General features: G+C 60.8%; 17 protein-coding genes. 8 read left to right on the top strand and 9 right to left on the bottom strand.

What is annotated here, in order from left to right; genetic code table 11:
• Window position 1 precedes the first annotated feature (1 nt).
• From ACFWW2_RS03595 to ACFWW2_RS03555, 9 genes are all read right to left on the bottom strand, one after another.
• On the bottom strand, window positions 2–1051 hold the full coding sequence (locus ACFWW2_RS03595) for a C4-dicarboxylate TRAP transporter substrate-binding protein (protein WP_393926253.1): 1050 nt from the start codon (window positions 1049–1051) through the stop codon (window positions 2–4).
• A gap of 160 nt (window positions 1052–1211) precedes the next feature.
• Complete coding sequence (locus tag ACFWW2_RS03590) at window positions 1212–1895, bottom strand: FadR/GntR family transcriptional regulator (protein ID WP_393926250.1); 684 nt, start codon at window positions 1893–1895, stop codon at window positions 1212–1214.
• Window positions 1892–2626: a DUF1028 domain-containing protein gene (locus tag ACFWW2_RS03585; RefSeq protein WP_393926248.1), complete on the bottom strand. Its 735-nt coding sequence runs from the start codon at window positions 2624–2626 to the stop codon at window positions 1892–1894. The genes ACFWW2_RS03590 and ACFWW2_RS03585 overlap by 4 nt, the downstream gene beginning before the upstream one ends.
• The gene (locus ACFWW2_RS03580) at window positions 2623–4410 is read right to left on the bottom strand and encodes a gamma-glutamyltransferase family protein (protein ID WP_393926246.1); all 1788 of its coding nucleotides are present in this window, start codon (window positions 4408–4410) and stop codon (window positions 2623–2625) included. Before ACFWW2_RS03580 ends, ACFWW2_RS03585 begins: the two co-directional genes overlap by 4 nt.
• A 10-nt stretch (window positions 4411–4420) precedes the next feature.
• Window positions 4421–5290: an ABC transporter permease gene (locus ACFWW2_RS03575; RefSeq protein ID WP_393926244.1), complete on the bottom strand. Its 870-nt coding sequence runs from the start codon at window positions 5288–5290 to the stop codon at window positions 4421–4423.
• Complete coding sequence (locus tag ACFWW2_RS03570; protein WP_393926242.1) at window positions 5290–6234, bottom strand: ABC transporter permease; 945 nt, start codon at window positions 6232–6234, stop codon at window positions 5290–5292. The genes ACFWW2_RS03575 and ACFWW2_RS03570 overlap by 1 nt, the downstream gene beginning before the upstream one ends.
• Before the next feature lie 54 nt (window positions 6235–6288).
• Complete coding sequence (locus tag ACFWW2_RS03565) at window positions 6289–7794, bottom strand: ABC transporter substrate-binding protein (RefSeq protein WP_393926240.1); 1506 nt, start codon at window positions 7792–7794, stop codon at window positions 6289–6291.
• Window positions 7794–8897: an ABC transporter ATP-binding protein gene (locus ACFWW2_RS03560; RefSeq protein WP_393926238.1), complete on the bottom strand. Its 1104-nt coding sequence runs from the start codon at window positions 8895–8897 to the stop codon at window positions 7794–7796. The genes ACFWW2_RS03565 and ACFWW2_RS03560 overlap by 1 nt, the downstream gene beginning before the upstream one ends.
• A complete protein-coding gene (locus ACFWW2_RS03555; RefSeq protein WP_393926236.1) occupies window positions 8894–9895 on the bottom strand; it encodes an ABC transporter ATP-binding protein in 1002 nt (333 codons plus the stop codon). Before ACFWW2_RS03555 ends, ACFWW2_RS03560 begins: the two co-directional genes overlap by 4 nt.
• A gap of 221 nt (window positions 9896–10116) precedes the next feature.
• Here ACFWW2_RS03555 and ACFWW2_RS03550 point away from each other — a divergent pair, with 221 nt between their 5' ends.
• The 8 genes from ACFWW2_RS03550 (at window position 10117) to ACFWW2_RS03515 (ending at window position 20184) form a co-directional block, all read left to right on the top strand.
• A complete protein-coding gene (locus ACFWW2_RS03550; protein WP_393926234.1) occupies window positions 10117–10677 on the top strand; it encodes a GbsR/MarR family transcriptional regulator in 561 nt (186 codons plus the stop codon).
• Window positions 10678–10747: 70 nt separating this feature from the next.
• On the top strand, window positions 10748–11428 hold the full coding sequence (locus tag ACFWW2_RS03545) for a DUF4166 domain-containing protein (protein ID WP_393926232.1): 681 nt from the start codon (window positions 10748–10750) through the stop codon (window positions 11426–11428).
• 3 nt (window positions 11429–11431) lie between these two features.
• Window positions 11432–12919 carry a TIGR01777 family oxidoreductase gene (locus ACFWW2_RS03540; protein WP_393926230.1) on the top strand — a complete coding sequence of 496 codons (1488 nt, stop codon included), beginning with the start codon at window positions 11432–11434 and terminating at the stop codon, window positions 12917–12919.
• Window positions 12920–12951: 32 nt separating this feature from the next.
• The gene (locus ACFWW2_RS03535; protein ID WP_393926228.1) at window positions 12952–14325 is read left to right on the top strand and encodes an SWIM zinc finger family protein; all 1374 of its coding nucleotides are present in this window, start codon (window positions 12952–12954) and stop codon (window positions 14323–14325) included.
• Window positions 14318–15748, top strand: coding sequence for a DUF5691 domain-containing protein (locus ACFWW2_RS03530; RefSeq protein WP_393926227.1), 1431 nt, complete (start codon window positions 14318–14320; stop codon window positions 15746–15748). Before ACFWW2_RS03535 ends, ACFWW2_RS03530 begins: the two co-directional genes overlap by 8 nt.
• Window positions 15745–16824 (top strand): AAA family ATPase, encoded by a 1080-nt coding sequence (locus ACFWW2_RS03525; protein ID WP_393926225.1) that lies wholly within the window; start codon window positions 15745–15747, stop codon window positions 16822–16824. The genes ACFWW2_RS03530 and ACFWW2_RS03525 overlap by 4 nt, the downstream gene beginning before the upstream one ends.
• A gap of 4 nt (window positions 16825–16828) precedes the next feature.
• Window positions 16829–19024 carry a DUF5682 family protein gene (locus ACFWW2_RS03520; protein WP_393926223.1) on the top strand — a complete coding sequence of 732 codons (2196 nt, stop codon included), beginning with the start codon at window positions 16829–16831 and terminating at the stop codon, window positions 19022–19024.
• Window positions 19021–20184, top strand: coding sequence for a VWA domain-containing protein (locus tag ACFWW2_RS03515; protein ID WP_393926221.1), 1164 nt, complete (start codon window positions 19021–19023; stop codon window positions 20182–20184). Before ACFWW2_RS03520 ends, ACFWW2_RS03515 begins: the two co-directional genes overlap by 4 nt.
• Window positions 20185–20189: the final 5 nt, after the last annotated feature.

Raw genomic sequence — 20189 nt, 5'->3', positions numbered from 1 at the left:
ATCAGCTGTCTTCCCAGGGATAGCCGTTGGCATCCCGCTCGGCCGCATATTTCGCGATCAGCGACCGGTATTCCTCAAGGATCGCCGGGCCATCCAGCCCTGTCGCCGTTGCTGTTTCAGCCCATTCATCCAGATAGCTGGCCCCCATTTCCAACAGCTTGGCGCGTTCTTCTTCGGGCAGTTCGATGATCTCAAGTCCCTGGTCGCGCATGTCTTCGACCGCTTGGTCGTTGGCTCCGGTCAGAATGCGGGCGAAATAGTCGACTGTGTCTGATCCGACCTCCAGTAGAATGGCCTGTTGTTCAGGTGTCAGCGCATCAAAGGCGTCCTTGTTCATGAAGGTGCCGACGCCGCCGACCTGCCCCCAATTCAAAAGCGTGTAGCTGTCCATGACTTCGGCTTGTTTCAGCGCCGAGACGGCATAGGAATAGCCCTGTGAACAGTCGATCAGCCCGCTGTCCAATCCCTGATAGGCGTCATAGATCGACATGCGGACCATGTTTGCCCCCATCTCGCCGAACACTTTGCCATAGGCCCCGACGCCGCGCACCTTCAGCCCGTCGATATCGTCCGCTGTGCGGATGGCCGCGCCATTGCAGCCGATATTAACCTGACTGGTGGTGAATGTGCCAAGGTAGACAAGGTTCTTGTCGGCGACCGCAGCTTCTACCGCCGCATTGTTGCGAAACAACTCATCGGTTGCGCGCATGCCAACCCAGGCGTCAGGGTTGTCTAGCGGCAGGTCAGCGACACCGTAGGCCACGAATTCCTGCGGATAATAGACCGCGATCACTGTTCCCATGTCGGCCACGCCATCGCCAATAGATTGCAGGGCCGCGTTCGCCTTGAACAGCGCACCACCCCACTGGATATCGATCCGCAGATCCCCGCCAGAGCGTTCAGCGACCTGATCGGCAAACCACTGGATTGCGTTGGCACGCGCGCCGCGATTTGGGCCAGCCTCACCATGGATCAGCACTGTTTCTGCAATGGCGGAACCGGCCAATAGCCCCATCGACACGGCAAGCGCCGTGGCTTTAAAAAGATTCATGTTTTCCTCCCTGAATTTCACTATGTAAAACAGTGTTTCATTTTATATCTTAGCGAGATTCTGAACCACTCCTCAAGCCCCATTTGCTCTGAAGCGTAGGCCAAGCGGTTCAGCAGACGTACCGCGTGAGTGAAGCTTGAGTGATTTGAGGCGGTTAGCCTTATTCGCCCGCTTCGCGCATTCCGGCGTTGAATTCCACCTTCAGGGCGGCGAAACGTGCGGAGAGATGATCATGCATTGCCTGTCGCGCGGCACTTGGGCTGCGGGCGGCGATGGCTTCGATCAGGACCTCGTGTTCGCTTTGCGGCACGGAGAGTGACGCGCGGCTGCGGGCGCGGGCGCGTACGGCGACCCAGTCGGGGTTGGAACGGATGCGATCCAGCAGCGCAAATGCGGTCAGCAAGGGGCGGTTGCGTGCGCATTGCGCGATCAGCCGATGGATCGCCCCATCCCACAGCTCGATCGTCTGCGCATCAGCGACCACTTGGCGCGAGGCAAGCGTGCGCAGGCGGGAGATCTCTTCATCCGTCATTCGGATGGCGCAAAGGGCGGCCAGTTCCGGTTCGATGCACAGGCGCGCCTCCATCACCTGGAGGGGGTCGGTTTCACCGGCAATGCGTGCGGCCAGATCACCTGTCGGGTCCGAGGGCTGGCCTGCATATGTACCGGACCCCTGTTTGCGCCAGACCAACCCTTCGACCTCCAGTTGGTCAAGCGCCTGCCGCACCAGCCGGCGTGATGTGCCGAACCTGTCAGCCAAAGCCCGTTCCGTTGGCAGGCGGCCATCGGGGGGCAGCTCGGATTCGATCAGTGCCATCAGGCGGGATTTGAGTGTTTCGGTCATTTTTCCACGGCTTGCGACAGGCTTGGGCGTCCCTCCGATAGCCTACGTTCTTCGGCTTCGGCAATAGCCGCATCGATATGATCGCGGGTGGGGCTGCCGGAAAATGCCTTGGCCGTGGGCACGCCGAGTGTGAAATGCACATACCGTTCCTGGGCCACCTGCCAGAGACGGTCGAGTTCTGCCAGCGGATCGGCGTGGTCATCCGCCCGGAGCGATAGCCACGGATAATCCTCGCCACGGTGGATCGTCAGCCCGGCGGCCTGCCGCCCCCGTTTATCGCCGCCTGCCGCCTCGCCCGCGTGCATGGCTGCAATCAGGCGTTCGGCCAAGGAGCCGGTGCTGGCCTGAAAGGCGGCGGAGGTTGCTTCGATCACGTCGGGACCGGCGAGCATGTTGCCCGCGACAGAATGGTCATCGCGGATCAGGTGGCCGGCCCAATCGACGCAATCAGCGCCGGTATGGGCGGCAAAGGCCCCTGTCGCGTCGATCATGTGGGCCTGCCGGATCGCCTGACCGGCGTCGCGCCCGACCAGATCGGCGAGTACCGTTTCTGCGGATTCAGTTTCCAACCTTGTGCGCCCCTCGGTGCCCCAGAGCGGGTTGCAGAATGCCTGGCTGGCCACCGCCGTGCGGGGGCCGACATAGGGCACCAAGGCCCCGCAGGCAAAGAATTTGGACGCGACGATCAGGCCGATGTCGTTCCCATCGCGGGCAATCAAACTCCAGGTCATCGGCCCACCGCATAGGCTTGCATCAGACGCGGGGTTGCGGCGGCGCGCAACACCCCGTCAGGGTCGCGCAAAGCGGCCGTCAGACGCCCGACGGACCAGGGTTCGGCCACATGGACGACATGGCCACGTGCCCGCAGATCATTGATGACGGCATCGCCAAAGGCGGGTTCCAGCATCATTTCGCCCGGCCTCGCCTCACGCGGATAGAACGACCCCTGAAAGTGCATTGAGTGAAAGAGCGGTGCGTCCATGCAGGCCTGAAGCTCCATCCCCCAATGCACAAATCGCAAGAACCAGATCAATTGCCATTGATCCTGCTGATCACCGCCGGGTGTGCCGAACACCATACGCCGCCCGTCTTCATGCACGGCCAGCGAGGGTGTCAGCGTCGTGCGCGGTCGTCGTCCCGGGGCCAGCGAGGTGGGTAATCCTTCTTCCAGCCAGAACATCTGTGCGCGGGAGTTCAGCGGAAAGCCAAGGCCGGGTATGACCGGGTTCGATTGCAACCAGCCGCCTGATGGGGTGGCCGCGACCATATTCCCCCAGCGGTCGATGATATCGAGATGTACCGTATCGCCGCGCTTTTCGGTGAGATGGGCCATTGTGGGTTCTTGCGGGGCAGCATCGGCAGCCCCGAAATCGCGGGCGGCGCGGGTGACATAGGCATCGGCCAGATGGGCAAAACCGGGCACGCGACCGGGGCGCTGTTCGGCGCTGGCCTTTGGCCCGATCAGCCGCGCGCGTTCGGCGTTGTAGGCATCTGATAGCAGGTGATCCATCGGGATTTCGCTATGCTCGGGGTCGCCGTAATACGCCTCACGATCTGCGTATGAGAGTTTGATCGCTTCGATGATGGTGTGGACGAATTCCGCGCCCAGCGGGTCCATCGCTGCCAGATCGTGATGTTCCAGTAGTGCCAGTGCCTGCAGCAGGACCGGCCCTTGCGACCACGGCCCGGTCTTGTGCACGGTCCAGCCGTGATAGGTATAGGACAGCGATGGTTCTGTTGTGGCGGACCAGCCCGCCATGTCCGATTTGCGCAGCACCCCTTTGTGTGGTTTGCCGGACACATCCATGATGTTGGCATCCTGCAGATATGTGTCAATGGCGTCGGCCACGAACCCGTTTGCCCATTCCTTGCGGGCGGCGTCGATCTGGGCGGTGCGGTCATCGCCTGCGGCTTCGCCCGCGGCGACCAGACGGTCATAGGTGCGGGCCAGATCGGGGTTCTTGAAGATTGTATTGGGGGCAGGGGCCGTGCCGCCGGGTGTCCAGACTGCGGCGCTGCTGGGCCAGTGTTCGGCGAAATACTCCGCAAGTCCGTCAATCGTGTTTGCCACCCGTGGCAATATAGGATGGCCGTCGCGGGCGTATCCGATAGCGGGGTCCAGAACATCGCGCAGGGTCATGGTGCCGTGGTCGCGTAGCATAAGCATCCAGCCGTCAAACGCGCCGGGGATCACGGTTGCCAGCAAACCCGATCCGGGAACCAGTGTCAGATCCTGTTCCCGATAGTGCGCAATCGTGGCCCCGGCTGGTGCCGGACCCTGCGCACAGATAACTTGCACATCTTCGCCGGCCTTCTGAAAGATGGCGGGCATGTCGCCGGCGGGGCCGTTCAAATGCGGCTCAACCACCTGCAATGTCAGACCGGTTGCGACCGCGGCGTCAAAGGCGTTGCCGCCCCTTTCGAGGATCGACATGCCAACGGCAGAGGCGATCCAATGGGTCGAGGTTGCAACGCCGAAGGTGCCTCGGATCTCAGGACGCGTGGTAAAAGTCATGCGATGCCTTTCAGTGTTCGCGCGGGTCAAGCGCGTCGCGCAGCCCGTCGCCCAGAAGGTTGAACCCCAACACAACAAGAAAGATCGAGATGCCGGGATAAAGCGCCATCCACGGCGCCTGATTGAGGAAGTTCTTGGCCGTATTCAGCATCGATCCCCAGCTTGGTGACGGGGGTTGTTGGCCGAGGCCGAGGAACGAAAGCGACGCCTCCGCAATGATTGCCGTCGCAATGGTCAGGGTTGCCTGCACAAGGATTGGCGGCAAGGCATTCGGCAGGATGTAGCGTGACAGGATCAGCCGGGTTGGCAGCCCGATGGCATGGGCGGATTCCACGTAATCCTCGACCTTGATATTGAGCACCTGGCCGCGGGTCAGGCGGATGAATATCGGTGTGGCCGAGATGCCAATGGCGATCATCGCGTTAGTCAGGCTCGGCCCCAGAAAGGCCGCCAGCGCGATGGCAAGGATCAGGAAGGGAGCGGCTAATAGAGCTTCAGTACAGCGCGAAATGATGGCGTCAATCCAGCCACCAAAATAACCGGCCACGATGCCGAGCGGCACCCCGATGGCCACCGCGATCCCGACCGAGATGACGCCAGCCAAAAGCGACGCCTGCGCCCCCCAGATCATCCGCGACAGCACATCGCGCCCGATCTCATCGGTTCCCATCCAATGAGCCGCAGACGGTGCCTGACGCACCGCACCCCAATCTGTCGTGGCCGGGTCGGGAATTGGCAGGACGGGCGCGAGCAGGGCGATGGCGATAAAGAAGGTCACCAGAATGCCGCCCAACATCGCCGATTTGTGGCTGCGGAACTTCTTCCAGACCCGGTTTTCGGGTTTGGGGAGTGCTGTGGCGGTCGTTTCAGCAACGGACATCAGGCGCTCCTCAGACGAGGGTTGAGCAGGAGGTAGGCCATATCCGCCAATAGGTTCATGATGATGAAACCAACCGCAGTCACCAGAACAATGCCCTGCACAACGGCATAGTCGCGGTTGAAGACCGCATCGACGACCAGTTTGCCAAATCCGGGTATGGTAAAGATCTGTTCGGTCAGAACCGCACCTGCGATCAACTCTCCGAACAGCAGGGCCGTTAGGGTAACGATGGGCGTCAACGCGTTGCGAAAGGCGTGCTTCAGCACGACCTTGCGCTCTGACAACCCCTTGGCGCGTGCGGTTCGAACATAGTCAGAGGTCAGAACCCCCAGCATCGCGGAACGGGTGTGCCGCATCAGCGTGGCCGCCAATGCTGTGCCAAGCACAAAGGCGGGCATCAGCATTGTCTTGATCGACAGCCAGAAATCCTCGTTCAGCGGGACATAGCCCGACGCGGGCAGCAATTGCCATTTCACGGATACGAGCAGGATCAACATGATCCCCAGCCAGAAATTCGGAATAGACAGCCCGGAAAGGGCAACAATATTGGCGATGTAATCAGTCAGCGTGCCTTTTTTATAAGCCGACAGGATACCTGCCGGAATGCCGATCAGGACCGCGAAAATCAACGACATCACCGCCAGCTGGATCGTCACTGGCAGCTTCTGCCCGATAAGTTCGGTCACAGGCTGATTGGTGCGGAACGAGGTGCCCAGATCACCCTGCAGCGCATTGCCCACCCAAGTGATGTACTGCACCGGGATCGGATCATTCAGACGGTATTTCTCGCGCAGGAATTCCAGTACCTCTGGGTCACGCTCTTCTCCGGCCAGAACCAGCAGCGGGTCGCCGGGCAACAGTTTTTGCAATGCGAAAACGAAGATCGAGATCAGCAGGATCGTCGGGATCGCGATAGCAACACGGCGCAGGAAGTATGACAGCATGGAATGCCTCTTGTTGGGTGGCCCGACCTCAACCAAGGTCGGGCCGGCTCCACATCACTCAGACAGTGACACGCCTTCCAGACGGATCATGCCATCGGGGTAGGGGGTGAAGCCGTCGATCCCAGCATCAAGCGCCGTGATCCAGCTTTGATGATAGAGATAGACCAGCGGTGCTTCGTCGATCAGGACGGCGCGGGCCTTGTCATACTCGATCTTGCGGGCCTCCATGTCAGCCTGTGTGCGGGCGGCATTCAACGCCGCATCCACATCTGGGTGCGAAAATCCACTGTCATTGATGCCGCCATCGGTGGTCACGAACTGGTGAATATTGCCATCTGGATCGACGCGACCGGACCAGCCGATCTGGCTTGCCTGATAGTCACCGGCGGATTGGTCGGCCAGCAGGGTCGCGAATTCCTTCGACACAATCTCAACCCGGATGCCCGCCTCTGCCGCCATCGACTGGACAACCTGCATCAATTGCAGCGGGATCGTGGTGTTGGGGACCTGTACCGTCAGGTCGACACCGTCGGGATAGCCCGCCTCTGCCAGCAAGGCCTTGGCTTTTTCCACATCGCGTTCTTCGATCGGGAAATTGGTGTTGTACCAAGGCGAGGTGGGCGGGAAGGACTGGTTGCCCGGTGCATAAGCGCCTTCAAATACCACCTGATTGATCGCGTTGCGGTCCATGGCATAGCTGAACGCTTGCCGTAGCCGTTTGTCGTTGCCAAAGGGGTTGTCGGCCTTCTCGCCGTTGCCAGTGTTAAAGGTGACGCCCTGATAGCCGAGCGATACGGCAGAGACCACATTGATATCTGGGTCCGCTTCGGCCTGCGCCAGATCGGTCGGGGCCAGACGTTCCAGAATATGGATATCGCCCGACTGCAGATTGGCCAGACGCACGGTGGTATCGGGGATCGGGAGGAAGGTCACACTGTCGAAATTGATCGCATCGGCATTCCAGTAATCGTCAAACTTGTTCAGGACAATCCGGTCCTGCGCCACACGTTCGCCAAAGCTAAATGGGCCAGAGCAGACCGGCGCGAGCCCGAAATCAACACCCGTTTCGGCGGCAGCTGTGGGCGAGACCATCATACCGGCCCGGTCTGCAAGTTGCGCCATCACGGTTGCATCAGGCGCGCTAAGGTTCAGTGTCAGGGTGTAGTCGCCAGTGACATCAACCGAGGTGATTGACGACAATTCAGATTTGCGGCGGCTTTCCTCAAGCGTTTGGGATCGTTCGATATTATCGGCGACAGCCTGTGCATTGAAAGCGGTCCCATCATGGAACACCACACCCTCGCGCACGGTCATGTCGATGGACATGCCATCCTCGGCCACGGTCCATTCGGTGGCGAGTTGCGGAATGATTTCAAGGTCCGGGGTGATATCGACCAGTTTGTCGCATAGCGACGCATAAACGATGCGGCCTACGAATGTTCGCGACTGGTCGGGGTCCAGAATGTCGGCATCCGATTGCAGCGCGATGCGCAGGTCTTGCGCCATGGCACCGGTCGCCATCAGCGTCAGTGCGGCAGTTGTCATTGTCAGGGATTTCATCATGTTTCCTCTCTGTCGGGATGATGTGCGACCGGGGTGATCTTCGCCCCCTCGGTCGCTTTTCGGTAAAGGGCGAGCCGCGCTTCGGTGGCAGGGCTTCGTTTGGGAGGGGGGTTGCGGCTGGCCGTTACACCGATGTCCTGCCAGTGATGACATGCCGTCATATGGCCATCCGGTGTTTCTTCCGGCATTGGCGCTGTGCTGCGGCACAGGTCGGTGACAAACAGGCAGCGCGTGTGAAAGGCGCAGCCGGACGGTGGTGCGGACGGGCTTGGCATTTCGCCTTCGATCCGGGCACGATCAGTGCGATTGCGATCATCCGGATCGGGAATGGCATCAAGCAAGGCGCGCGTATAGGGGTGGCGTGGTGTGTCGAAAAGCGCATCGGTCGTGCCTTGCTCGACGATTTTGCCTAAATACATGACCGCGACCCTGTCCGACATGTGTCTGATGACGGCAAGGTCGTGCGCAATCAGGATCAGGGTCAGACCAAGATCGCGGCCTAGGTCGCTGAGCAGGTTCACCACCTGCGCCTGAACTGACACATCCAGCGCAGACACCGGTTCATCCCCGATAATCAGTCGCGGCCCTGATGCCAAAGCGCGGGCGATGCCGATCCGCTGGCGCTGTCCGCCTGAAAACTCATGCGGATACCGGTCTGCATGTTCGGGCTGCAAGCCGACCTGTTTCAGCAGTTCGGATACTTTGGCGCGGCGGTCCTGTTTGGACAGGTCTGGCGCGTGAACCTCCAGTGGTTCTGCCACCAGCCGGCCCACCGACATGCGCGGGTTCAGCGACGAAAAAGGGTCCTGAAAGATGAACTGCACATCCCGACGCAGGTCTGACAGCGCATGACCCCGCGCTTGGGTCACTGCCTTGCCGTCAAAGATGACGTCGCCTGCCGTCGGGTCCAGCAGACGTGCCAGCAACCGGGCGAGGGTGGATTTCCCGCAGCCGGATTCGCCCACGATGGCAAAGGTTTCGCCGGACGTGATCGACAGCGACACACCATCCACTGCGCGCACCGATCCCTTCTTGGCGAACAGGCCGCCGCCCGTCTGGAAGTGCTTTTTCAGCCCTTGTGCTTCGAGGATGGGTTTCATCCGGCCACCTGTAAGGTTTGTTCGAGTGGTGCAAAATGACAGGCGGTCTGGTGATTGGGCCCTACATCGGACAAGGACGGCTGAGTACTGCAAACGCCGGTCGCAAACGGACAACGGCTGCGAAAGCGGCATCCTTGAGGCATGTTGTTCATTGTCGGCACGGTGCCCATGATCGTGGTCAGTCTTGCGCGGGGTCCTGACAGGCGCGGCACCGAGGCCATCAAACCAATCGTGTAGGGGTGCTGCGGATTGCCGAATATCTCGGCCATGGGCCCGTATTCCACCATCTGCCCGCCATACATGACCGCTACGGTATCAGCGATTTCGGCCACCACACCCAGATCATGGGTGATCATGATGGTGCCCATGCCGGTATCGCGCTGCAGATCGCGGATCAGGTCGAGAATCTGCGCTTGAATGGTGACATCCAGTGCTGTTGTCGGCTCATCCGCGATTAGAAGGCTGGGGTCATTGGCCAGCGCCATGGCGATCATTACGCGCTGGCGCTGACCACCTGACAATTGGTGCGGGTGCCGATCCAGTTGCAGTTCCGGTGATGGCAGACCGACGCGGCGCAGCATCTCCAATGCGCGTTCCAGCCCCTTGGTGCGGGAACAGCCGGTGTGACGTTGCACTGATTCTGCAATCTGGTCGCCGATACGGAAGGCGGGATTAAGAGAAGTCATCGGTTCTTGAAAAATCATCGCCATGCGACCGCCGCGCAGGTCTGCGGGGATGCGTTCCTTTGTTAAATCAAAGGCTTGCCCGTCAAACACCATCTTTCCCGAAGGAATATGCGCCGCACCCGGCGGCAAAAGCCCCATCATGGCCATGGCGGTCACGCTTTTTCCGCATCCAGATTCGCCCACGACACAGAGGATTTCACCAGACGCCACCGACAGGCTGACATTCTCAACCGCACAACTTGCTTGCCCCTTAAATCGAAGGCTCAACGCAGCAAGTGACAGCAAGGGGGCGGTTTTGGTCAGCGTCTTCATCCCAATGGTGAACCAATTACACATTGGTTCAGCAATTTTCGACATGAGTCAATGATGATGACGACGTGACAGCCAGAAGTTTTGAGGCCTTGGCCATCGGTAAGGGATCTGCCGGGTATTTGGGCGCTTCCTCTCATTTATGTGCACACAGGACTCCCGTTGGCGAAAATGGCTAGGCGATTTGGCTTGCAAAACGTGCCGGCGTGTTCTAAGTTTCTGTCATGACAGAAATATCACAAATAACCAAATCAGCGGCCGTTGAGCAATTCATTCTGTATTGGGGTGACATGGGCGGGCAGTGGGGCGTCAACCGCTCGGTCGCGCAGATCCATGCGTTGCTATATCTTTCGGTCAGTCCGATGAATGCAGAGCAGATATCCGAGACGCTGGGGATTGCCCGGTCAAACGTATCGAACTCTCTCAAGGAACTGGTCGGCTGGAAACTGATCCGTCGCGTTCCCATCGTGGGTGACAGGCGCGAGCATTTTGAGGCAGAGGTTGACGTCTGGGAGATGGCGATGCGCATCGCTCAGGGCCGCAAGGAGCGCGAGATTGATCCAGCAGCCGCAGCGCTGCGTGATTGCGTAACCAAGGCAGAGACCGAGAAGGGGTTGAACCCCGAGGTGCTGCACCGGCTGCGCGAGATGCAGGAATTCCTCAATACGACGACCCGTTGGTACGACCAGATGCTGGGTGTGCCCAAGGCCCAGCTGACGCGGTTGATCGGCATGGGCGACAAGGTACTGAAGGTTTTGAAGTTCACAGGGCGCAAGGCCAAATAGGTCGCCCCTTTTTTTGGCGACTAATTTCTGTTCCTACAGAAATATATGATGATACGAAACGGAGGAAATGATGGAGGTTCAGGGACATAAGCAACAGGTCATACCGTTTGTGCCTGCCAATGATGCCAAGGCACCGCAGCCTTTGCCAGACAGCCGGTTTCGCAACCTGCTGGGTGATGGCTGGAACCGGCTGCCTGCAGCGATCCGCAAACGATTTGGTAAGCGGCTGAAGGGTGGGGATAGTGTGACCTATCAGGGTGTTGTGACATCCATGCGCATGAACCGGACGGGGCATGTTCTGGCGCAACTGGCGCGCCTTGTGGGCGCGCCATTGCCCTATGATATGACTTCGGTCGATCGTCCCGCTGTTGTGATTGTGACCGAAGACAGTGTGACAAATGGCCAGTTCTGGATCAGGCAATACGGGCGGGCCAAGGGTTTCCCCCAAACCGTGCACAGCTCCAAACGTTTTGCAGGTCCCACCGGGCTCGAGGAATATATCGGCTATGGCATCGGTATGGCGTTGCGGGTCCAGGCGACCGCCCATGCACTGCTCTTCAAAAGCGATCATTTCTTTCTGCAACTATGCGGCCGCCGCATCAGGCTGCCACGTTTGCTCAGCCCGGGTGCGTTGGTGATTGGCCACCATGATCTGGGCGACGGGCAGTTTGCCTTCACACTTTCGCTCAAACACCGCGTCTTTGGCGAGATGATCGCCCAAGACGCCGTTTTCCAGGACGCAAAGGAATAGATAATGGATGATCCGATCCTTTGGACCCTCATTGCCATTCAGGTTGTGATGGGCGCGTTTGACACGCTTGTCCACCATGAAGGCACTGAACGTCTGGCATGGCGCCCGTCGCAACGGCAGGAACTGCGCCTGCACGGGGTGCGCAACTTTTTCTATATGGTGATTTTCCTATGCTTTGCCTGGCTGGAGCCGCGCGGTGTCTTCACGATGATCCTGACAGGCATTCTGGTGGTCGAGGTGTTGATCACCCTGTGGGATTTCGTGGAGGAGGACCTAACACGGAAACTGCCAGCGACCGAACGGGTGAACCATACCCTCCTTGCCCTCAACTACGGTGCAATCCTTGCACTTGCCGCGCCCTACCTGTTGGAGTGGGCAAGGATGGAAACGGCGCTGATCCCAACCAGCTATGGCTGGTGGAGCGTCATGGCGACCCTGTCTGCCTTGGGTGTCGGCCTGTTCAGCGCACGTGATCTGCTGGCGGCGGGGCGTAGCGACAGGTTGGCACGCCCGGACCCTGCAAAGCTGGCGACTGATCTGCCGGGTCGTCAGAATGTTCTGATCACCGGCGCGACCGGGTTCATTGGCGCGCGCCTGACTGCTGCCTTGGTGGCTGGTGGGCATCGTGTCACTGTATTAACGCGGACCAAGGCCAAGGCAGATGATCTGGCCCATCCGATCCGGATTGTCACTGATCTGGCGCAGATCCCGGATGATGAACCTATCGACAGCATCATCAATTTGGCCGGTGATCCCGTTGCCAGCGCGCCTTGGACGACACGCAAACGCGCCCGGATCATCGGATCGCGTGTGGATATGACTCGCGAAATCGTGGCCTTGATTGACCGGCTTGCCGTAAAACCAAAGGTGTTGGTCAATGGCTCTGCCATCGGATGGTATGGTTTGCGCGGCGACGAAAAACTGACCGAGGATGCAGCCCCGCAGGATTGCTTTACCCGTCAGGTTTGCGCCCGCTGGGAAGCGACAGCAGAGACCGCGCAGGCCCATGGGGTCCGTGTTGTCGCGCTGCGCATCGGGTTGGTTCTGGGTGTCGAAGGCGGGATGCTGGCCAAGTTCCTGACCCCGTTCGAATTCGGCCTGGGCGGCGTTATTGGCGACGGAAAACAATGGATGTCTTGGATTGATCTGGATGATGTTGTGCGGATGATCGTCTTTGCCGTGGCGACGGATATCCAGGGGCCGCTGAACGCCACTGCGCCGAACCCAGTAACAAACGCGGATTTCACCAAGGCCGTGGCAGGCGCGCTGCACAGACCGGCGGTTCTGCGCTTTCCTGCCGCGATCTTGCGTGCTGGTCTCGGCGATCTGGCGGAAGAGACGATGTTATCCGGTCAACGGGTCGTACCCGCCCGGGCACAGGCCGCAGGCTTTACCTTCTGGCATCCCGATCTGGATCGGGCTTTGCAGCAAATGACGGGTGCAGGCGACACACGCGCAACGGTCGTATCGCAGCCGCAGAATGCGTCTTGAACTTGTGATGTGGTTTTGCTCTGACTTCAGACATGAGCCTGACGACATCCGCCATTGAAAACGCTGCGCCCGATCAGGCATCGCTTAAGGCTGCGAGCAAATTGCTGTCACCCAACAAATGGCCGGAGCGGCTGATTTCGGGTGACAGCCGGCTGATCTGGGGGGCTTGTCAGGGATCTGGGGCGAACCCCTATCGGGTGGTTGTGGACCTGAGCGATCTGGGGGCGAAATGCAGCTGCCCATCGCGTAAGTTCCCTTGCAAACATGCCTTGGCTCTGATGCTGCAATATAGCAGCGCGCCGTCTGATTTTGGACCCGGTGATGTCCCCGATTGGGTGACCGAATGGCTGGGGCGACGGCGCAAGACTGCGTCGACACCGACCGCAAGTGGCGAAAAGAAAAGCCTCGCCGCCGCGCAAGCTGACACGCCTGAAAGACCCGATGACCCGAAGACAGTCGCCCGCCGTGAAGCTGTCGCGGCGAAGCGGGCTGCGGCCACGCAAAAGTCAATCACTGATGGTCTGGCAGAGATGGAGGCGTGGATCGCAGACCAGTTGCGTACCGGGTTGACGGAACTGCTGGCCGATCTGACTGGGCGATGCCGCCGGATCGCGTCGCGCCTTGTGGATGCCAAGGCAGGATCACTGGCGGGCCGGATTGACGGCATACCGGCGCGCGTTCTGGCGCTGCCGCAAAAGGATCGGCCAGACGCGTTGATCGCGGAACTTGGCAAGCTGGTCATCATCGCGCGGGCGTGGGGCGATGGTGACAACCCCGATCCCGCTTTGCGCCGTGTCATCACGGGTGCCGAAAACCGGGATGTGTTGTTGGAGGATAAGACGGCGCTGCGCCATGCGGGTCCATGGGAGGTTTTGGCAAGCCGCGACGAAACCCGCCGTGACGGGCTGATTGCCCGGTCAACATGGCTGTTGGGCCTTGATCAGGCCGGACCACGATTTGCGCTGTTGCAGGATTTCTTTCCGGCCAGTCTGGGCAAGCAAGGGGCGGCCTTCACCGCCGGGGATCAGTTTCAGGCTGAGTTGGTGTTTTACCCCGCGCCCGTGCCGCTGCGGGCGCAAACAGTCGAGCGGACAAATGCGGATGAGCATCGGGACTGGCCCGCAGTTTCGGTGGATGCCGACATCCTGCGCCTGTTTTGCGATGCCTTGGGGCAAGAGCCTTGGTTGACCGAACTGCCGGTTTTGCTGCCTGCCGGACGGCTCGCCATAGCGAAGGAGACTCACTACTGGCAGGGAAATGACGCGGTGCTGCCCCTGACCACCACCGGCCTTGCCGATCCGGTTCTTGGCGCGGAACTGCACCAATCGGTCGTGCTATGGAACGGTCACGCCGCCGATCTGCTGGCCGCGGACACCAATATGGGAAGGTTTCATGCCGATGCTTGATGAAACCTTGGGCCGGCTTGAGGCGGCAAAACTGCGCTGGACGACAGGCGGGGTCGCGGAGGCAGGCGACGATTCATTCACCAAGGGTACTGACAGCGCTGAAACCCAACTGCGCCTGCTGGCACAGGCAGCGTTGTTCCGGCAATCCTGTCTGCGCCCGGAACCGCCCGGTGACCTGACAGAGATGCAGCCGCTGCCGGCACCCACCCTGCCGCTTCTGCCCGAACCATTGCGCCCGGCCTTCCGGCAGATGATGCAGCAACAGGACCGCAGCATCTGGCAGGCGCTGACCGGCCTGATGGCCGCGCGCGGCGTAATGGCCCACCCATTCGACTGGCTGCCGCCGCAGGACATGTCAGGCTACCCCGACGCCTATATCCCGCTGGCGAAATGGAAGGCCGGGCTTGGCCACAACTCCACCGCTTTGACTGCTGACACATGGGATGACATGTACCCGGCCGAGCGGCGCAAGGCCTTTGCTGACCTGCGCGCGTCTGACCCCACCGCCGCACGAGAATTGATGCAGGATCACGGCGGTGGATTGCCCGCCGAAGATCGGCTGGGTCTCGTCGACGGCTTCGCCATAGGCCTCAGCATGGATGATGCTGAGTATCTGGCGGCACTGACCCAAAACGACCGTTCATCCAAAGTGAAATCGCGTGCGCAAAGCCTCTTGGCGCGCCTTGGTGTCGTCACCGGCGGTGATGATGCACAAGAACTGGCCGATTTCATGGAGAAATCGACGACCGGCCTGATCCGGCGGCGCAACGTGATCAAACTGCGCAGCAAACTGAACGAGGCGCAAAAGAAGCGGGCGAATAGCCTTTTCGAAAACGTATCCTTCGCTCAATTGACCTCCGCTCTTGCGGTAACACCTGACACGCTTGCCGCCAGCTACGTCACTGAACCGCGCCCGATGATGTCACCCTTCCTGCAGATGTGCATCCGCACAGCACCCGATGATGCGTTGATGATCTATTGGGACCGTTTGCGTGCCGATGGTGTGGCCCAGTTTGCTATGCTCGCAGATATGGCCCAACGATTGTCAAAGGATCAGGCACTGGCAGAGGCGCAGGCGTTGCTGCGCGCAAACATCCTGACCGATTTGCGTGATATGCTGGCCGTGACCGGTCCTGATGTTGGTCCAACCTTGTCAGACGCGCTGCTAGCCGCGCCGTTTTACGCAAACAAGCTGAAAGATGTCAAAGCGGCCCTTGCCAAGCGGGCGAAAGGCGAGGGTGATTATCAGGGCAGCCACACAATCTCCCAGTTTGAAAACTTCATCACGCTGTTGGCTTTTCTGATCACGGCGTCGCATGCCACGCGTGTTATGACCGATCTTGAAGCGCTGGGTTTTCATAGCGCTGACCCGGTTTTGCGCCCGCTCAAATTCAATATAGCCTTGCAAGGACCCACCCCATGACCGATGTGCTCCGCCAACCTGCCGAAATCGTCTGGAAAGCCGAAATTGACGCCCTGCGCGGCGATGATAACGGCCCCAAACCCGCTGGCTGGGCGATGTCGCCACGGGCGGTTGTGACCTATCTTTTGGGCGGAAAGGCAGCAGATGGCACAGAAATCACCCCGAAATATGTCGGGCAGAAACGGCTGATCGAAACGGCAGTGGCGACGCTCGCAACTGACCGGGCGCTGTTGCTGCTGGGTGTGCCGGGGACGGCGAAATCATGGGTATCGGAACATCTGGCCGCCGCTGTGGCGGGCGATTCAACCCTTGTAGTGCAATGCACGGCCGGTACGGACGAAAACCAGATCCGCTATGGCTGGAACTATGCGCAGCTGCTGGCCAAGGGACCGAGTGAAGAAGCACTGGTTCCCACACCACTTTACCGCGCGATGGAAGCGGGCAAACTCTGCCGGATGGAGGAACTGACTCGCATGGGATCAGACGTGCAGGACACGCTTATCACTGTCCTGTCGGAAAAGATGATGCCGATCCCCGAACTGAACTCATCAATCTACGCCACGCGCGGCTTCAACATCATCGCCACCGCAAACAATCGCGACAAAGGGGTCAACGAACTGTCCTCGGCCCTCAAACGCCGGTTCAACGTGGTCGTCCTGCCGCTGCCGGACACCATCGACGAAGAGGTGTCGATCGTCACCAAACGGGTTGGCGAAATGGCCGCCGGACTTGACCTACCACTGCCCAAGAACGTCGCGGCAGAGGTCGGACGCGTCGTCACCATGTTCCGCGAATTGCGCAACGGGCAAACCATGGACGGCAAAACCGCGCTCAAGGCCCCAACCGGCACCCTGTCCACGGCAGAGGCGATTGCTGTCATGGTCGGCGGTCTGTCGCAGGCCGCGTTCTTTACCGACGGGACACTGAATGTGGATGGGCTTGCCCCCAACGTGCTCGGCGCGGTGGTCAAGGATCCAGTCCAGGACAAGACCGTGCTGGCAGAATACCTCGAAACCGTCGTGAAAAAACGGCGCGACTATGCCGATTACTATTCGGTCCTGACCGAACTGCTCTGATCCGATGGCCGACATCCACTACCTTGGCATCAGGCACCACGGGCCGGGATCGGCCCAGCAGGTCGTGGCGTCGCTGGATGATCTGCAACCGGCCGTCATTCTGATCGAAGGGCCCGCAGACCTGACCGACCAGATCGCCCATGTGGCCGACGCCGCCATGGTGCCGCCCGTGGCGTTGCTCGCCTACGCCAAGGATGCGCCGGAACGCGCGATATTCTGGCCTTTCGCCCGGTTTTCACCCGAATATCAGGCCATGCGCTGGGCGCTGGCCCGCAATATCCCCCTTGCTTTCATCGACCTGCCCGCATCCGCCACCCTGTCAGAGGATGCCGAAGACCGGCTACCGCCCGAAAACCCCGTGGCCCGCGACCCCATCGGTGCACTGGCCGGGGCTGCCGGGTACGAAGACGGCGAAAGCTGGTGGTCCGACGTGATCGAGGAAAACCCGGACCCCGGCACGCTCTTTGACGCCATCGGCGACGCGATGGGCACCCTGCGCGAAGGCCACGATCCCGACAGCCGCGAGGCGCTGCGCGAGGCACATATGCGGCGCGCCATCGGCAAGGCGGCCAAAGGTGCGGACGGCCCGGTCGCCGTAATCTGCGGTGCTTGGCACGTGCCCGCCCTGCGCCAAAAGGTCAAAGCGTCAGACGACAACGCCCTGTTGCGCGAACTGCCCAAGGTCAAGGTGCAGGCGACATGGGCGCCCTGGACATCACCCCGGCTGGCTCGCGCGACCGGCTACGGGGCAGGGGTGGCGGCCCCGCTCTGGTACGATCACATCTGGGAAAACGGCACCGGGCCGAAGGCCGACGCGCTTTGGGTGGCGCGGATGGCGCAGGTCCTGCGGGACGAAGGGTTTGACGCCTCGACCGCCAGTCTGATCGAAACGGTCCGGCTCACGCGCAATCTGGCGGCGGTGCGCGACCGGCCCGCCCCGGGCTTCGAGGAAATGCGCGATGCGGCGATTTCGACCCTGATGATGGGCGAACCGCTGCAATGGCGGATCATCGAAACGCGCCTGCTTCTGGGGGCGCAGGTCGGACAGATCCCCGGCAACCTGCCATTGGCCCCGCTGTTGGAAGACCTGCAGCAACAGCAAAAGAAACTCCGGCTCAAGCCAGAGGCGCTGGAGCGCGAGCTTTCGCTTGATCTGCGCACCGACAGCGGGCTGGCGCGGTCTACCCTTCTGCACCGGCTGACTGCACTTGACGTACCATGGGGCAAGCTGATCGATCCGGGCCGCAGCCGGGGCACGTTCCGCGAAAAATGGATGCTGCAATGGGATGCGGAATTCGCCGTGCGCCTTGTCGAACATCTGGTCTACGGCCCCACCATCGCCGCCGCCGCCGCCGGGCGCCTGACCGAGGCGATGCAGGGCGAGGCGCGGCTGGCCGATGTGGCCGAACGAGTGCGCGACGCGCTGGTGGCGCAATTACCAGAGGTCGCCAGCATCGGCATCGACCGGCTTGATGCGCTGGCCGCCGAAACGGATGACTGCGCGCTGATGCTGACCGCGCTGCAACCCATCGTCGACACATTGCGCTATGGCACCGCCCGCGACATGGCGCTCGACCGGATGGAGGCTTTGCTGGACCGGCTGATCGTGCAGGCCGCACTGGCCCTGCCACGCGCCGCACGCGGTCTGGACGCGGAAGAGACGGAGCGTCTGCGCAGCCTGATCGCCGCAGCCGACCGGTCCATCGCGCTGGCCGAACGGTCGGATGCCGTCCTTGACCTGTGGCTGTCCGCCCTGCACGACACAGGTACCTCCGACCATACCGTGCCTCTCGTCGGCGGCCTGACAGCACGGCTCGCCTACGAGGCAGGGCGATTGAACGCCGACCAGATCGCAACCATCATGTCCCTGCGCCTGTCACGCGCCAAACCAGCCAGCGAGGCCGCCGCCTTTTTCGAAGGGTTCTTTACAGGGGCAAGCCTCAAACTCGTCCACGATGCCGACCTGCGCGGGGCGGTGGATGCCTGGGTCATGTCACTCGACGATGAGGCATTCACGGAAAATCTGCCGCTGTTCCGGCGGGTGTTTTCCACGCTCGATGCCAATGAACGCAAGGTGTTGCTGGAACATCTGCTAGGCAAGGTCAGCGGCGGCACCAGTGCCGATTTCGCCCCCGATGCCGACCGGATATGGGCGGCCCAGATGTCCACGCTGACACGCATTTTCGGGGGCAGCACATGACCGATGAACACGAACGCCGCTGGCGCATGGCGCTGGGCGAAACCGAAGATGCCGGGGCACTGTCCGACCGCGACATGGCAATTAGCGCGGCCCTTGATGCGCTCTATCAGGACAGCGGCGGCAAGGGCGCGGGACTCGGCAAATCCGCACCTAAGGTGTCGCGCTGGCTGGGCGATATCCGCGAATACTTTCCGGGCACCGTGGTGCAAGTCATCCAGAAAGACGCATTCGACCGGCTTGGCCTGAAACAGATGCTGCTGCAGCCCGAATTCCTCGAAGCGCTCGAGGCTGATGTGCATCTGGTCGCCGACCTCGTCTCGCTCCGCTCCGCCATGCCCGCCAAAACAATCGAAACCGCCCGGATCGTGATCCAGAAGGTCGTGGATGAACTGATGGAGCGGCTGGAAAAGAAGACAGCAGAGGCGATCCGCGGTGCCATCAACCGCTCCTCCCGCACCAACCGGCCCCGGTTCAACGATATCCACTGGCCGCGCACCATTCAGGCCAACCTGCGGCACTATCAGGCCGACTACCAAACCATCGTGCCCGAAAAGCTGATCGGCTTCCTGCGCCAGCAACGCCGGATCACCGATCTGGACGAGGTGACTCTGTGTGTTGACCAATCCGGGTCAATGGCAACGTCCGTGGTCTACTCCTCGATCTTCGCGGCGGTCATGGCGTCGATCCCGTCGGTCCAGACCAAACTGGTCTGCTTCGACACCGCCATCATCGACCTGACCGAAGAATTGGAAGACCCGGTGAAGGTCCTGTTCGGGGTCCAACTGGGCGGTGGCACCGATATCAACCGGGCGGTCGCCTATTGCGAGGAACGGATCGAACGGCCCAGCAAATCGCACCTGATCCTGATCACTGATCTGATGGAAGGGGGCGATGCCAAGGCGCTGATCGCGCGGCTGATGGCGCTCAAGGCATCCGGGGTCAACGTTATCGTGCTGCTGGCCCTTACCGATACCGGCCAGCCCTATTACGACAAGGATATGGCCGGCAAGGTCGCCAGTCTGGGCATCCCGGTTTTTGCCTGCACCCCCGATCAGTTCCCCGATCTGATGGCCACCGCCCTGCGGCGCGAAGACGCGCAAAGCTGGGCCGCGACCGAGGATATCAAGACGGTCAGACCGGGCGAACAATCACACGAATGATCGCG

It is taken from the genome of Yoonia sp. R2-816, from assembly GCF_046762905.1.
Classification (GTDB): domain Bacteria; phylum Pseudomonadota; class Alphaproteobacteria; order Rhodobacterales; family Rhodobacteraceae; genus Yoonia.
Note: the sequence above shows the minus strand (reverse complement) of the source record. Positions and strands in the feature narration are given on the sequence as shown.

What these genes read in the sequence shown, in the direction of transcription:
- ACFWW2_RS03550 (WP_393926234.1), top strand. Translation starts at nt 10,117, where the DNA reads ATGACAGAAATATCACAAATAACCAAATCAGCGGCCGTTGAGCAATTC.
- ACFWW2_RS03595 (WP_393926253.1), bottom strand. Translation starts at nt 1,051, where the DNA reads ATGAATCTTTTTAAAGCCACGGCGCTTGCCGTGTCGATGGGGCTATTG.
- ACFWW2_RS03590 (WP_393926250.1), bottom strand. Translation starts at nt 1,895, where the DNA reads ATGACCGAAACACTCAAATCCCGCCTGATGGCACTGATCGAATCCGAG.
- ACFWW2_RS03555 (WP_393926236.1), bottom strand. Translation starts at nt 9,895, where the DNA reads ATGAAGACGCTGACCAAAACCGCCCCCTTGCTGTCACTTGCTGCGTTG.
- ACFWW2_RS03570 (WP_393926242.1), bottom strand. Translation starts at nt 6,234, where the DNA reads ATGCTGTCATACTTCCTGCGCCGTGTTGCTATCGCGATCCCGACGATC.
- ACFWW2_RS03580 (WP_393926246.1), bottom strand. Translation starts at nt 4,410, where the DNA reads ATGACTTTTACCACGCGTCCTGAGATCCGAGGCACCTTCGGCGTTGCA.
- ACFWW2_RS03535 (WP_393926228.1), top strand. Translation starts at nt 12,952, where the DNA reads ATGAGCCTGACGACATCCGCCATTGAAAACGCTGCGCCCGATCAGGCA.
- ACFWW2_RS03530 (WP_393926227.1), top strand. Translation starts at nt 14,318, where the DNA reads ATGCTTGATGAAACCTTGGGCCGGCTTGAGGCGGCAAAACTGCGCTGG.
- ACFWW2_RS03585 (WP_393926248.1), bottom strand. Translation starts at nt 2,626, where the DNA reads ATGACCTGGAGTTTGATTGCCCGCGATGGGAACGACATCGGCCTGATC.
- ACFWW2_RS03575 (WP_393926244.1), bottom strand. Translation starts at nt 5,290, where the DNA reads ATGTCCGTTGCTGAAACGACCGCCACAGCACTCCCCAAACCCGAAAAC.
- ACFWW2_RS03525 (WP_393926225.1), top strand. Translation starts at nt 15,745, where the DNA reads ATGACCGATGTGCTCCGCCAACCTGCCGAAATCGTCTGGAAAGCCGAA.
- ACFWW2_RS03565 (WP_393926240.1), bottom strand. Translation starts at nt 7,794, where the DNA reads ATGAAATCCCTGACAATGACAACTGCCGCACTGACGCTGATGGCGACC.
- ACFWW2_RS03515 (WP_393926221.1), top strand. Translation starts at nt 19,021, where the DNA reads ATGACCGATGAACACGAACGCCGCTGGCGCATGGCGCTGGGCGAAACC.
- ACFWW2_RS03520 (WP_393926223.1), top strand. Translation starts at nt 16,829, where the DNA reads ATGGCCGACATCCACTACCTTGGCATCAGGCACCACGGGCCGGGATCG.
- ACFWW2_RS03545 (WP_393926232.1), top strand. Translation starts at nt 10,748, where the DNA reads ATGGAGGTTCAGGGACATAAGCAACAGGTCATACCGTTTGTGCCTGCC.
- ACFWW2_RS03560 (WP_393926238.1), bottom strand. Translation starts at nt 8,897, where the DNA reads ATGAAACCCATCCTCGAAGCACAAGGGCTGAAAAAGCACTTCCAGACG.
- ACFWW2_RS03540 (WP_393926230.1), top strand. Translation starts at nt 11,432, where the DNA reads ATGGATGATCCGATCCTTTGGACCCTCATTGCCATTCAGGTTGTGATG.